The organism is Pseudomonas aestuarii (assembly GCF_027988105.1).
Taxonomy (GTDB): domain Bacteria; phylum Pseudomonadota; class Gammaproteobacteria; order Pseudomonadales; family Pseudomonadaceae; genus Aquipseudomonas; species Aquipseudomonas aestuarii.
Map to the genome: position 1 here is coordinate 89,210 of NZ_JAQJZJ010000008.1, position 12,869 is coordinate 102,078.

A 12,869-nucleotide genomic window follows, 5' to 3' on the forward strand; every position below is an offset into this window, starting at 1 on the left:
GGCCAAAGGGGATTTATTTTCCTGCTCCAAACCCCCGCATCGGCTCGAACCGCGGCGTGGCAACCGTGAAAGCGCGGTACGCACCTTGCCGACACGGGTTCCGCCGGCCTGCGCTGCTAAAATTCACGTATCGGTGCCAAGCGCAATCGTGGAGAACCAAGATGATCAGCAAAAATACGATTTGTCTCTGGTACGACGGCGGCGCCTTGGACGCTGCAACCTTCTACGCCGAGACCTTCCCGGACAGCGCGGTAGGCGCAGTCCATCGCGCGCCTGGCGACTATCCGGCGGGCAAGCAGGACGATGTCCTGACGGTCGAGTTCAGGGTGGCGGGCATCCCATGTCTAGGGCTCAACGGGGGGCCGGCGTTCAAGCACAGCGAGGCGTTCTCGTTCCAGATTGCGACCGACGACCAAGCCGAAACCGACCGTTTGTGGAACGCGATTGTCGGCAACGGCGGCGAGGAAAGCGCCTGCGGCTGGTGCAAGGACAAGTGGGGACTGTCGTGGCAGATCACCCCACGCGCTCTGATGGCCGCGATAGCCGATCCTGACCGAGCAGCGGCCAAGCGCGCGTTCGACGCCATGATGGCGATGCGAAAGATCGACATCGCCGCGATCGAGGCGGCGCTGAAGGGGTAGCCGGCGTTGCGGCGCTGGAGCATTGCGTCCAGACCGCTCTTGCACGGTGACGCGCTGGCGGGCCCGCAGGCGCTGTCTTCGGGCAGCGGCACGGCAACCGCACCGGCCACGCCGGCAGTTGCTGCGCCCCATGCTAAAGTCGCGCCTTGCGCAATCACGGCCCAAGGCGACAAATAACCATTATGGAATTCCCGGCATTTACTGGCGAACTGGAAGACTGGAGCACCCTCAACAGCAGCATCGGCTTTGCCGAGCTGCTGATCGGCAACGGCGCGAGCCAGGCGGTATGGCGCAAGTTCGCCTATTCCTCACTGTTCGACGAAGCCCAGACCACCCGCAACCGTCCCCTTAGCGCGACCGAGCTCAGCGTGTTCCGGGCCCTGGATACCAGCAACTTCGAGCAGGTGCTCAGCGCCCTGAAAAACAGCATCCGGGTCAATGCCGCGCTGACCATCAACTCGTCGTCGCCGCGCCATCGCTACTTCGCCATCAAGGAAGCACTGATCCACGCCGTGCGCTCGGTGCATATCCCCTGGAGCCTGATGCAAGCCAGCGGCCTGGAGCGGATCAACCGCGCGCTCAGCCAATACCAGACGGTCTATTCCGGCAATTACGACCTGCTCAACTACTGGGCCATCATGCAGGCGCCGGCGGCGTTTGAAGACCTGTTCCGCGGCGCGGACTCGACCTTCGCCCCCGATAATTGCCAGCGCCAGGGCACGGCCACGCGCATGCTGTACCTGCATGGCGGCATGCACCTGGTGAAAAACAGCGATGGCAGCACACGCCTCCTCAATTCCTCGGAAAGCACCCTGCTGGCCAGCTTCGCCATCAACCGGCTGGGCGATATCCCGCTGTTCGTCAACGAAGGCAGCAGCGCCGACAAGCTCAAGGCCATCCGCAGTTCCGACTACCTGTCGTTCTGCTACAGCCAGCTGGCGCAAGCCAAGGACCGGCTGTGCATCTTCGGTCACAGCCTGGCGGCGCAGGATCAGCACCTGATCCAGGCCTTGCAGCAGGCCGGGTTGCAGACCCTGGCCATCTCGATCTACCCGCACAACCCGCTGTTTATCGCCCAGCAGAAGCAGCACTACACCAGCCTGTTCGCCGCACAGCAGGTGGAACTGCGCTTCTTCGATGCGCTCAGCCACCCACTGGGCGATCCCGAGTTGCGCATCGCGGCCCCAGCAGCGCCGTAACGACTCCCGACCTGACCGCGCCTGACGGGCTCAACCCTGCCGGCGCACGGCGCTGGCCGAGGTAAGAAGCGGGGCCCCACTCGCCACTCCCGGGTCAAGAGCCGAGGCCTACCCGCCCTGCCCTAGCCTGCGTGTTCCGGCTGCCAGTCGCTGACGATGATGCCTGCTCGGCCTTGCTGCCGGCCGGCTCTTTCCGCCTGCTTGCGCGCGCTGATGCTGGCCACGCATTGGTCGTCGTTGTTGAGGATCACGATGCATTCCAGGCACTGGATGCACTCGTCGTAGTCGATGCGGCCGTCGCGCTCGATGGCGCCGATTTCGCAGTGGTTCTTGCAGTGCTGGCAGGGCTGGCCGCAGGCGTCGATGCGCTTGAGCCAGGCGAACAGGTGGAACTTGCCGAGCATGGCCAGGCCGGCGCCGAGCGGGCAGACGTAGCGGCAATAGAACTTGTGCACGAACAGGCCCAGGCCGAGCAGGATCACGGCGTAGAGCACGAACGGCCAGCTGCGCACGAAGAACAGGGTGATCGAGGTCTTGAAGGGTTCCACCTCGGCCAGGCGTTCGGCCAGGCTCAGGGAGTAGAAGGCCGCGAGCAGCAGGCCGAGCAGGATGACATATTTGAGCTTTTGCAGGCGCTGGTGGCGGCGCTCGGACACTTTCCACTGCCTGATCCGCAGGCGCTTGGCCACCCAGCCGAGCATTTCCTGCAGGGCGCCGAAGGGGCAGAGCCAGCCGCAGAACAGGCCGCGGCCCCAGAGAAACAGGCTGACGAAGGTGAAGCTCCAGAGGATGAAGATCAGCGGGTCCATCAGGAACACGCGGATATCGAAATCATGCCCCAGGGTCAGCAGCAGGGTGAAGATATTCACCACCGACAGCTGGCCCTGGGCGTAGAGCCCGATAAACCCCAGGGTGAACAGCAGGAAGCCGGCGCGGAACAGGTGAAAACCGCGACTGTGGGCGCTGATGCGCTGCTGGAAGATGAACACGCCGCTCAACAGGATCAGCGCCCCGACCAGCAGGCCGATCTGCCATATGCGTTGCTGCCACATGCGCAGCCAGATGGGCAGCGGCTCGGCCGTGGCGACGGCCTGCTGGATATCGAACAGCTGCAGGTCGAGCTGGAACGCCCGGCTGAAGTGGCTGTGGCTCTCCACCAGATGATTGCGCCGCAGGCTGACGTTCAGTTGCAGGGCGGCGGGCTGCGCCGGGTTGAAGGCGGCGTGGGTCTTGATGCGCAAGATATGCGCGTCGACCGCCTGCAGCGGCGTGGCGAGCGTCGCCAGCACCTCGCCATTATTGAAGTTCATGTCGTACAACTCGATGGCCTGGCCGTGTTGCATCAGCACCAGGCGGCTGGTGGCAGTGGCCGGGGTGAAATCGGCAGGGACATGCCGGTACAGGCCGCTGGACATGACCAGCAGCGCCTGTTCGCCGGGCAGCAACTCCTCGTTGAGCTGCTGCCAGCCGGCCTCGCCGAGCAGGTTGCGGCCAATGCTCGGGGCGTTGAGGTAGGCGAAATGCAGCTCGCTGAAGGGCACGCTGTCGTCCGCCTGCTCGAACGCGGGGAAATCGCTCAACGGATGCCCCAGCTCCGCTTCGACCTCCTCGCGGCCCAGCGTCCAACGCTGCACGTAGCCGCTATCCAGCAGGCGCTGCCAGTCCATCGGCTGGTAGAGATCGCTTTTCGCCGTGGCCAGCGGACCGCTGGCGAAGCCCTCGAGCAGTTGCCGGGCGACACTCATGGCGGCCTGCAGCACGGTTTCATTGAGGATCACCACCGACACCGTGGCCTTGCTGACGCCATCGAACTGGGTGGTCGATTCGCCGTCCGCGCTGTCCGAGCGGCGGCCGCCGACGATGATCGGCCGGCTTATGGGTTGTTGCCGGTACTGATCGACGAAGTCCAGCAGCGGCTGCACCCCCAGGCCATAGAGAAACACCGGCTCGTGGTGTTCAAGCACCCGCACCCCGGCCAGCACGCCCTGCAGGTCCATGCCGATGAGCAGGCGGATGGGCTTGCCGGAGAAGCCTTGGAGGCTCGAGTAGTCGCTGGATTCGAAGGCGTAGCCGAGCAGCTCGTCGAGCTGGTAGACGCTGTAGACCGGCGGGGCCTCCTGCTTGGGCTCGATCCGCGTGGCCTTCGGGAACAGCTGGAGGATCTCCTCCTGCAGCGCCTCGGCGGCCAGCGGCTGGCTGAACAGCATGCACACCAGCACCAGCACCCGCAGGCAGGCAAAGCGGCTGAAGCAGGATGGCATGGCGCGCCTCGTCGGTATTGTCCCTGCAGCCATGCTATCCGGCGTGCAGCCGAGCGCCATGCGACTTGCCGGCAGGTAAGGCGCTACTTCAGTCGTAGAAATGGCCATGTCGCGGCGCTTGAACTTCTTGCGCGTGATCAAGCGCTTATTGGCCCGAGCGGAGTAGCCTTGGCACGACTGCCGCATCAGCAGGAGCGAAAATGGCCAAGAAATTCCCGTTACAGCCACCCCACCCCGAGCGCATCTGCTGGGGCTGCGACCGCTATTGCCCGGCGGGCTCGCTGGAATGCGGCAACGGTTCCGAGCGCACCATGCACCCGGCCGAGATGCTCGGCGAGGACTGGTACCTGTTCGGCGACTGGGGCATCGAGCCGCCGGGCGAGACCAAGAAGCCGAAAGACCAACCGCTCTGAGTTGTCAGCGCAAGGAAATCCGCCAGCTGTTGTAACGCGCCAGGAACCATGGAGCACTGCCTGCGGGTAGGGCGGCCTTGGTGCAACGCACCGTACACGGGGTGGGTGGCTCGCTATTGGCTGCCGAGCAGGCCTTGCAGCATGGCCTGGCCTGCCACCTGGCCGGAGGCCCCCATCACGTCCACCCGGGCGGTTTCTGCAACTTCAATGACCTGGCGGTGATCGCCCGCGACCTGGCGGTGCTCTACCACTGCCTGGGCCGCGCATCCCGCTGGTCGGCCTGATCAGCGGCGGCTACGACCAGGACCGCGCCGCCCTGGCTCGCCGCCACGGCATCCTCCACCACAGCGCCGCCCGGGTCTGGCACGCGCGCGGGCTGTGCCGAGGCCGGCATAGCCATTGGCCGAGCGGAGCGGGTCGGCGGCATGGCCGAGACCTACCAGGGCGCGGTCTGGCGGCAACTGGCACCATGGCTGCCGAAGAAGCACCTTCGCGCCGGGCGTACGAGCCGCAAGGCCGTGCTGGAGCTACTGGGCGTGACCCAGCTGCCCGAGCGGCCTAACCACGACCAACTCGATGCCTGCCTCTGCGCGCTGCTGGCGGCCGCCGCCGACGGCAGAGTTCCCGGCATGAAGGTAAAGGCTCTCGGCCAACCACTGAGTCAGGACGCCGACGGCGTCTGGCGCGAAGGCACTATCATTGTCATCGGGCAGGCGCTGTACGAGACGCACAAGGCCATCACCTACCCACGCAGCGACTGCGGCTACCTGCCGCTGAGCCAGCACGGCGAGGCGCCGGCGATCCTCACCGCCCTGGGACGGGCCGATCCGGCGCTGGCCGAGTTGCAGCGGCGGCTGGAGCCGCAGCGCCGCTCGCGGCACCATGGTGATCTGGGAACAGGCGCTGGACATGCTGCAGAGCGGCGAGATGAGCCTGGAGGATTTCATCGCCAAGCAGTCGGCCTGGATGAGCAAGCAGGTCGCACGCTGCAGCGGCCTGCACCTGAGCATCAGCGGCGCGGCCGCGCCCGCGAAGACGCCGTGGAAGCGCAAGCGCCAGCCGGGCAAGGCCAAGGCGACGAGCGGCCGGCGGGCGAGTCGAGCGCTCAGTCCTCGCTAGCCACCCCGCTCAGGCGCCGCGCCAACACCCCGAAGCGGCGTCGGTACTGCGCCGGGGTCAGGCCGACCTTGCGCCGGAACAAGCGGCCGAAGAAGCCGGCGTCCTGATAGCCCACCTCCAGGGCGATGGCCTCCACCGGCAGTTCACCCGCCTCGAGCATCTGCTTGGCGTCCTCCAGACGCAGGGTGTGCACGTAATCCAGCGGCGACATGCCGGTGGCCTGGGAGAAACGACGCAGAAAGGTGCGCTCGGCCAGCCCACTCATCTGCACCATGGCCGCCACCGGCGCCTCGCTCTCGTAGTGCAACGCGGCCCATTCCTGGCAGCGCGCGATCACCGGATCGTTCTGCTGCCCGGTGCGCATCATGGCGGCGTAGGCCAGCGGACTGGTGGAGCTCCAGTCGAGCAGGTTGATCCGCGCCATCTGCATCGCCTCCTCGGCGCCGACGAAACGGGCGATCAGGTACAGCGCCAGGGCGTGCCAGCTGGTGCCGCTGCCAGCCATCACCATGCGCTGGCCCTCGCCCGATATGACCAGGGACTTGTCCGGCTGCCAGCGCACGCGCGGGTGTTCGAGCTGCAGGTTCTCGCAGTAGCCCCAGTGCGAAGTGCCCTCGTAGCCATCCAGCAGGCCGGTGCGCGCCAGCAGCAGCGCGCCGGAGCAGGCCGAGGCCAGGGTCGCGCCGGCCGCATGGCGCTCGCGCAACCACTGCACCTCGACGTCGTAGCGCTCGCCCAGCGGCTGCCACGGGCTTACCGCCAGGTCGCTGACGATCACCACATCGGTCGGGGGCGCATCCGCCAGGCCTGCGTGCGGCTGGATCAGTACACCATTGGCCGCGTGCAACGGCAGGCCGTCGCGGCTGACGATCAGCGGTCGGAACGGCGAGGCGACTTCGGTCTGATGCATCAGCATATGCCAGTCACGACAAGTGCCCTGCAGCAGGTCGAAGAGACCGAACAGCGTCGAGGCGGTGGTATCCGGCAGGGCGAGCAAGGCGACGGTCAGGGCCTGGGCGCTACTCGCGCCATCCGGACAAGTCATGGCGGAAATGCCCATTTTCTGACCTGTATGACCATGGTGCGGTTCGCCCGGCGCACCAAAGATGAAGGCGTTGGCACGAGCCAGCGAACCCGACCCTTGGAGCATAGAACAATGAAAGATGCACACGGCTATCAACTGACCGGCTGCAACAGCCAGGCCCTGACCCTGCTCGAGCGCGGCCTGACGCAGTTGCGCTGCTTTCGCAACGATCCACTGGCCAGCGTCGATGCGGCACTCGAGGCCTCGCCCGAACTGGTGATGGGCCATGTGCTGCGCGCCTGGCTGTACCTCATGAGCTGCGAAGGCCGCGCCCTGCCCGAGGTCGGCGCCGGCCTCGAGCGGGCTCGCGTCCTGCCGCACAACGACCGCGAGGCGCGCCATCTGCAGGCGATCGCGCAGCTGATGGACGGCCAGTTGCTGCTGGCCGCACGCAGCCTGGAAGACCTCAGCATCGAGTATCCGCACGACCTGCTGGCCCTGCAGGTCGGCCACCAGCTGGACTTCCTCACCGGCGACGCACGCATGCTGCGCGACCGCATCGCCCGGGTATTTCCGGCCTGGTCGGCGGAGGTGCCGGGCTACCACGCGCTGCTTGGCATGTACGCCTTCGGCCTGGAGGAGTGCGGCGACTACCGCCTGGCCGAACGTCTCGGCCGCCAGGCCGTGGCTCTCGAGCCCGCCGACGCCTGGGCCCAGCATGCGGTGGCGCACGTGCTGGAGATGCAGAACCGCCGCGAGGAAGGCATCGCCTGGATGCGTGGTAACCAGGCCTGGCAGCAGGACAACATGCTCGCCGTGCACAACTGGTGGCACCTGGCGCTGTACCACCTGGAGCTGGGCGATACCGCCAGCGTGTTGGAACTGTTCGACACGGCAATCGACGGCCACCATCCGCAGATCGCCCTGGAGCTGGTGGACGGCAGCGCCCTGCTCTGGCGCCTGCAACTACGTGGGGTAGATGTGCAGGAGCGCTGGCAGAGCCTGGCCGCACGCTGGGAACCACTGGCCGACGAAGGCCACTACGCCTTCAACGATCTGCACGCCTGCATGGCTTTCGCCGGCGCCGGCCGCGACGACCTGCTCGAGCGTGTGCGCCAGGCCCAGGCCGGTGCCTTGCGGCGCGACGACGACAATGCGTGGATGACCCGCACCATAGGCGCGCCGGCCATAGACGCGCTGCTGGCCTTCACGGCCGGCCGCTACGACCGCTGCGTCGAGCTGCTGCGCAGCATCCGCAACCGGGCACATGGCTTCGGCGGCAGTCATGCCCAGCGCGACCTGCTCGACCAGACGCTGCTGGTGGCGGCCAGACACGGTAGCCAGGCCAGTCTGGCCACCGCCCTGGAAAGGGAACGACAGCTGCTTGGCGGTCAGCGCAGCGTGCATTGAGCCGCTGCGCAATGCTGGCCAGCAGCACCGCCCCGCACCCAGCGGCTATAGTTGTCGGATGCCGCTACGGAGCGCTTGCGATGACCACAACTAGACCCGGCGGGGCCCGGCAAGCCCGGCTGACAACGGAACTGGTGGCGCGCGTCGAGCGCTTCGAGGCGGACCCCGGACCGGAACCCGGCACCAGCGAGCACAGCGACGCCGAGTTCGACACGCTGGTCGACGAGCTGCTGGCGCAACACCGGCCGACCGAACTCTGGGTGTTCGCCTATGGCTCGCTGATCTGGAATCCCGAGTTCGAGGTGCTGGAAACCCGCCGCGCCAAGGCCTTCGGCTGGCACCGCGCGTTCTGCCTGAAGCTCACGCGCTGGCGCGGCACCCGCGAGTTGCCCGCGCTGATGCTGGCCCTCGACCGCGGCGGCAGCTGCCAGGGCCTGGTCTACCGGCTGCCGGCGCAGGAGCATGAGCAGCAGCTCGGGTTGCTGATGCGGCGGGAAATCGATGCCAACCCGGCGACCAACGTGCCGCGCTGGATCTCGGTCAAGACCGAGTCCGGCGTCCTGCGCGCCCTGGCCTTTGTCGCGGCCCCCGACGGCATGGCCTATGCCGGCAAGCTGCCGCTGACCGAAGTGGCCTGGGTGCTGGCGCGCGCGGCCGGGCACTGGGGCTCCGCCGCCCAGTACCTGCTGCGCACCGTCAGCATGCTGGAGGAGCACGGCATTCGGGATCGCAACCTGTGGCAGGTGCAGCACCTGGTCGCCCGGGAAATCGAAGATCCGCAGTTCAGCCTGAAGCCGTCCTGATCCCACACGCCGGCGCCGCCGGCAAGGCCCGAGCGCACGCCGATGCAACGCCGGCAGTGAACCCAGGCGCCCATGAACTGTCTGTCAGCTGGAGGGCTGCCGGACGGCGCCGCGAATCAACGGCTCCGGACTGACGGCCAGAACGCCCCCACGTCGAGCTCGCCGCCCTGCTGGAGCCATCCTCGCAGGCTTGCATGGGCCGCCATCCCGTCGTTCACCGGTTCGGCCAGCGGACCTTTGTTTTTTCTCTTTAATGTGAAGATCGCCATCTTCCATCTCGTCAGCTATGCGCCCTGCTCCCCGCCCCCGCCTGCCTCCTGCGCCATGCCCTCGGCAGCGTGCTGCTCGCCCTGCTCGCCACGGTCCAGGCCCAGGCCGCCGGCAACGAGCGCTGGGTCAGCGACAGCCTGAGCACCTATGTGCGCAGCGGACCGACCGACGGTTATCGGATCGTCGGCAGCCTCCAGTCGGGGCAGAAAGTCGAGCTGCTCGGTACCCGCGGCGACTACAGCCAGATTCGCGGCGAGTCGGGCGACAGCGTGTGGATTCCCAGCCGGGATCTGCAGGAGATGCCCGGCCAGGCCGAGCGCCTGCCGCAACTGGAGCAGCAGGTGGCCGAACTCGGCGCCCAGCTCAAGAGCATCGACGACAACTGGAAGACCCGGGTCCAGGGCATGCAGGAGACGCTGGACTCGCGCAAGGCGCTGATCGAAGAGCTGGAGGCGAGCCGCAAGGCCCTCGACGCGCAATTGACCGCGTCCCAGTCGGAGCTGCGCACCACCCAGGCGCGCCTGGGTGAGGAGAACCAGCGGCTGCTGATGCTGTATCTGGTCTACGGCGGCAGCATCGCCGGCGCCGGCCTGCTGGTCGGGCTGATCCTGCCGACCCTGACCCGCGGACGCAAACGCAACGACCGCTGGTTCTGAGACGCCCCCACGGCGCCATGATCCCGGCCCGCTGTTTGGCCGGCCAGAGCCGAGCCGGGCCGTCGCTCTGGGGTAGAATGTGCGCCTTGCGCCCCGACCAAGCGATCGCCCCATGACCCACTCAGCTCCCCGCACCCCTCCCCGCGCCGCCATCATCGGCGGCGGTCCCGCCGGACTGATGGCCGCCGAGGTGCTGGCCCGCAGCGGGGTGCGGGTCGAGCTGTACGACGCCATGCCCTCGGTGGGGCGCAAGTTCCTGCTGGCCGGGGTCGGCGGGATGAACATCACCCATTCCGAAGCCAAGCCGGCCTTCCTCGGCCGCTATGGCGCGCGTCAGGGAGAGATCGCCCGGCTGCTCACCGAGTTCGACGCCGACGCCCTGCGCGCCTGGATTCACGAGCTGGGCATCGACACCTTCGTCGGCACCTCCGGCCGGGTATTCCCCAGCGACATGAAGGCCGCGCCCTTGCTGCGCGCCTGGCTCAAGCGCCTGCGCGAACTGGGCGTGCAGATCCACACCCGCCAGCGCTGGCTGGGCTGGACGGCCGACGGCGCGTTGCGCCTCGCCACGCCCGCCGGCGAAACCGCGGTGCAGGCCGATGCCACCCTGCTGGCGCTGGGCGGCGCCAGCTGGGCGCGGCTGGGTTCGGACGGCGCCTGGGCGCCATTGCTGCAGGCGCGCGGGATTGAAATCGCGCCACTGCAGGCGAGCAACTGCGGCTTCGAGGTAACGGGCTGGAGTGCGTTGCTGCGCGACAAGTTCGCCGGCGCGCCGCTGAAGAACGTCAGCCTGCGCCTGGACGACGAAGCGCCGCGCCAGGGCGAGTTCGTCCTCACCGCCGGCGGCGTCGAAGGCAGCCTGGTGTATGCCCTGTCGGCGCGTATCCGCGAACGCATCAACCAGCAGGGCAGTGCCACGGTCTATCTCGACCTGCTGCCGCAGCGTCCGCTGGCCACGCTGCAAACCGCGCTGGGCAAGCCGCGCGGCTCGCATTCGCTGGCCAAGCACCTGCACCGCCAGGTCGGCATCGACGGGGTCAAGGCTGCGCTGTTGCGCGAACTGGCAACCGCCGACAGCTTCGCCGACCCCGCCCGCCTGGCGGCTGCGCTCAAGGCACTGCCGCTGACCCTGGTCAGGCCACGGCCGCTGGACGAGGCGATCAGCACGGCCGGCGGCGTGCCCTTCGAGGCGCTGGACCCCGGCTTGATGCTCAGGCAACTGCCCGGGGTGTTCTGCGCCGGCGAGATGCTCGACTGGGAGGCGCCGACCGGCGGCTACCTGCTCACCGCCTGCTTCGCCAGCGGCCGGGCGGCAGGGTTGGGCATGCTGGAGTGGTTACAAACCGAATAACGCCCTACGGACGGCGGTCCGGGCGACGATCCGTTCGGAGCACAGCAATAGCCTGCCAGCTTTGTGTCGTGCCAATGAACCATGGTGCACTGCCTACGGCGAGTGACACCCTACTGGTTGCGGATTGTCCCTGACTCTGTGGTCTGTCCGTAGGGCGGCTCGGGCGGCGAACCGTTCGGAGCGCAGCGACAGCCCGCCAGCGTTGCTCCGCGCGGGTGAACCATCGCTGCACTGCCTGCGGCGAATGACACCCTACGGAGCGCACGTTCCTCGTCGGCCCTACGTTTTGCGCCCGCCCTTGGCCGGTTTGCCGCCGAAGCTCGGTACCTTGCGCACGGCCTTGACCGCCGGCGCGGCTGACTCGTCGCTTTCCAGCCAGCGGCCAAGGCTGGCGGATTTGCCGCCGCCAACTACCTTCGGCTTCTTGGCTTTCTTCGGCTTCTTCACCACCTGGCCGCCGGCCAGGGTCTGCGGCACGCGGTGGTCGGGAATGAAACCCGGCTCGTCGAGGCGTTGCAGCACCTGCTGGGTGAGGGTCTCGATGGCCGCCAACAGCTCCACCTCGTCGGCGCAGACCAGCGACACCGCCTGGCCCGTGGCACCGGCGCGACCGGTGCGGCCGATGCGGTGCACGTAGTCTTCGGCGACGGTCGGCAAGTCGAAGTTGACCACCAGCGGCATGTCGTCGATATCCAGGCCGCGGGCCGCCACGTCGGTGGCCACCAGCACCTTGACCTCGCCATCCTTGAAGCGTTGCAGGGCGCGCTGGCGGGTGGCCTGCGGCTTGTCACCGTGGATCGCATCGGCGCTGATGCCATGGCGCTGCAATTCCCCTTCCAGCTCATCGACGCCCTTGCGGGTTTTGACGAACACCAGCGCCTGGCTCCAGCGCTTGCTCTGGTACAGGTGCAGGAACAGCTCGCTCTTGCGCTTCTTGTCCACCGGCGTCAGCCACTGCTTGACCGACTTGGCCGCGGCGTTGCGCGGGCTGACCGAGATACTCAGCGGCTCGTGCAGCATCTCGCTGGCCATGTCACGAATGGCGTCGGAGAAGGTTGCGGAAAACAGCAGGGTCTGGCGCTTCTTCGGCAGCGCGGCGAATACGTCCTGCAGCTCGCGGGCAAAACCCAGGTCGAGCATGCGGTCGGCCTCGTCCAGCACCAGCACCTGCAGCTGGTTGAACTTCACCGCGTTCTGCCGGTACAGGTCGAGCAGCCGCCCAGGGGTGGCGACCAGCACGTCGAGGCCTTTGCGCAGCTTCATCATCTGCGGGTTGATGCTGACCCCGCCGTACACCGCATAGCTGCGCAGCGGCAGGTTCTGGCCGTAGGTCAGAAAGCTCTGCTGCACCTGCTCGGCCAGTTCGCGGGTCGGCACCAGCACCAGGGCGCGCACCGAGTTGCTGGCAACCACAGGCCCTTCCATCATCAAGCGCTGCAACAGCGGCAGGGCGAAGCCGGCGGTCTTGCCGGTGCCGGTCTGCGCCGCGGCCATCAGGTCTTGACCCTTGAGGATCGGCGGGATGGCCTGGGCCTGCACCGGGGTGGGCGTGGCATAGCCGAGGCCATCGAGGGTGCGCAGCAGGGGATCGATCAGGCCGAGGGAAACGAAGCTCATGAGGGTAACCAGAACGTGGGACACGAATGTGCGAATGCGCGCAGTTTACCCTGCCCGGGATCGGCTATCGCGTTTCTCTTGCACGGGTCGCGATTGGCTTATGGG

At 67.4% G+C, this 12,869-nt stretch carries 10 protein-coding genes and 2 pseudogenes; 9 read left to right on the plus strand and 3 right to left on the minus strand.

Features of this window, described 5'->3' with window-relative positions; genetic code table 11:
• Nucleotides 1-161 precede the first annotated feature (161 nt).
• Together PH586_RS16815 and PH586_RS16820 are read left to right on the plus strand one after the other, a co-directional pair.
• A complete protein-coding gene (locus PH586_RS16815; RefSeq protein ID WP_271348923.1) occupies nt 162-641 on the plus strand; it encodes a VOC family protein in 480 nt (159 codons plus the stop codon).
• A gap of 182 nt (nt 642-823) precedes the next feature.
• A complete protein-coding gene (locus PH586_RS16820) occupies nt 824-1,840 on the plus strand; it encodes a DUF4917 family protein (protein WP_271348924.1) in 1,017 nt (338 codons plus the stop codon).
• A gap of 122 nt (nt 1,841-1,962) precedes the next feature.
• Here the strand turns inward: PH586_RS16820 and PH586_RS16825 are convergent, their stop codons facing one another.
• Nucleotides 1,963-4,101: a NosR/NirI family protein gene (locus PH586_RS16825; RefSeq protein WP_271348925.1), complete on the minus strand. Its 2,139-nt coding sequence runs from the start codon at nt 4,099-4,101 to the stop codon at nt 1,963-1,965.
• A gap of 200 nt (nt 4,102-4,301) precedes the next feature.
• Between PH586_RS16825 and PH586_RS16830 the strand changes: the two genes are divergently transcribed.
• The 3 genes and pseudogenes from PH586_RS16830 to PH586_RS23800 all read left to right on the plus strand — a co-directional run.
• Nucleotides 4,302-4,514: a DUF3079 domain-containing protein gene (locus tag PH586_RS16830; protein ID WP_271348926.1), complete on the plus strand. Its 213-nt coding sequence runs from the start codon at nt 4,302-4,304 to the stop codon at nt 4,512-4,514.
• 74 nt (nt 4,515-4,588) lie between these two features.
• Nucleotides 4,589-4,890: pseudogene (locus PH586_RS16835) on the plus strand (hypothetical protein); the annotation flags it as partial.
• Between the two features lie 500 nt (nt 4,891-5,390).
• A pseudogene (locus PH586_RS23800) lies at nt 5,391-5,633 on the plus strand (DNA topoisomerase III); the annotation flags it as partial.
• On the opposite strand, the gene PH586_RS16850 reads toward PH586_RS23800, so the two are convergent.
• Nucleotides 5,620-6,678, minus strand: coding sequence for a GlxA family transcriptional regulator (locus tag PH586_RS16850; RefSeq protein ID WP_271348927.1), 1,059 nt, complete (start codon nt 6,676-6,678; stop codon nt 5,620-5,622). The pseudogene PH586_RS23800 and the gene PH586_RS16850 sit on opposite strands and share 14 nt — an antisense overlap.
• 111 nt (nt 6,679-6,789) lie before the next feature.
• Between PH586_RS16850 and PH586_RS16855 the strand changes: the two genes are divergently transcribed.
• From PH586_RS16855 to PH586_RS16870, 4 genes are all read left to right on the plus strand, one after another.
• A complete protein-coding gene (locus PH586_RS16855; protein ID WP_271348928.1) occupies nt 6,790-8,067 on the plus strand; it encodes a tetratricopeptide repeat protein in 1,278 nt (425 codons plus the stop codon).
• 80 nt (nt 8,068-8,147) lie between these two features.
• Nucleotides 8,148-8,870, plus strand: coding sequence for a gamma-glutamylcyclotransferase (locus PH586_RS16860; protein ID WP_271348929.1), 723 nt, complete (start codon nt 8,148-8,150; stop codon nt 8,868-8,870).
• 317 nt (nt 8,871-9,187) lie between these two features.
• A complete protein-coding gene (locus PH586_RS16865; protein WP_408636982.1) occupies nt 9,188-9,796 on the plus strand; it encodes a TIGR04211 family SH3 domain-containing protein in 609 nt (202 codons plus the stop codon).
• Nucleotides 9,797-9,908: 112 nt separating this feature from the next.
• A complete protein-coding gene (locus tag PH586_RS16870) occupies nt 9,909-11,147 on the plus strand; it encodes a TIGR03862 family flavoprotein (protein WP_271348931.1) in 1,239 nt (412 codons plus the stop codon).
• Between the two features lie 279 nt (nt 11,148-11,426).
• Here the strand turns inward: PH586_RS16870 and PH586_RS16875 are convergent, their stop codons facing one another.
• Nucleotides 11,427-12,764, minus strand: coding sequence for a DEAD/DEAH box helicase (locus PH586_RS16875; RefSeq protein WP_271348932.1), 1,338 nt, complete (start codon nt 12,762-12,764; stop codon nt 11,427-11,429).
• Between the last annotated feature and the right edge of the window lie 105 nt (nt 12,765-12,869).

Excerpts from the sequence above, each read along its gene's own strand:
- PH586_RS16815 (WP_271348923.1), top strand. The coding sequence starts at position 162 with ATGATCAGCAAAAATACGATTTGTCTCTGGTACGACGGCGGCGCCTTG.
- PH586_RS16820 (WP_271348924.1), top strand. The coding sequence starts at position 824 with ATGGAATTCCCGGCATTTACTGGCGAACTGGAAGACTGGAGCACCCTC.
- PH586_RS16825 (WP_271348925.1), bottom strand. The coding sequence starts at position 4,101 with ATGCCATCCTGCTTCAGCCGCTTTGCCTGCCTGCGGGTGCTGGTGCTG.
- PH586_RS16830 (WP_271348926.1), top strand. The coding sequence starts at position 4,302 with ATGGCCAAGAAATTCCCGTTACAGCCACCCCACCCCGAGCGCATCTGC.
- PH586_RS16850 (WP_271348927.1), bottom strand. The coding sequence starts at position 6,678 with ATGACTTGTCCGGATGGCGCGAGTAGCGCCCAGGCCCTGACCGTCGCC.
- PH586_RS16855 (WP_271348928.1), top strand. The coding sequence starts at position 6,790 with ATGAAAGATGCACACGGCTATCAACTGACCGGCTGCAACAGCCAGGCC.
- PH586_RS16860 (WP_271348929.1), top strand. The coding sequence starts at position 8,148 with ATGACCACAACTAGACCCGGCGGGGCCCGGCAAGCCCGGCTGACAACG.
- PH586_RS16870 (WP_271348931.1), top strand. The coding sequence starts at position 9,909 with ATGACCCACTCAGCTCCCCGCACCCCTCCCCGCGCCGCCATCATCGGC.
- PH586_RS16875 (WP_271348932.1), bottom strand. The coding sequence starts at position 12,764 with ATGAGCTTCGTTTCCCTCGGCCTGATCGATCCCCTGCTGCGCACCCTC.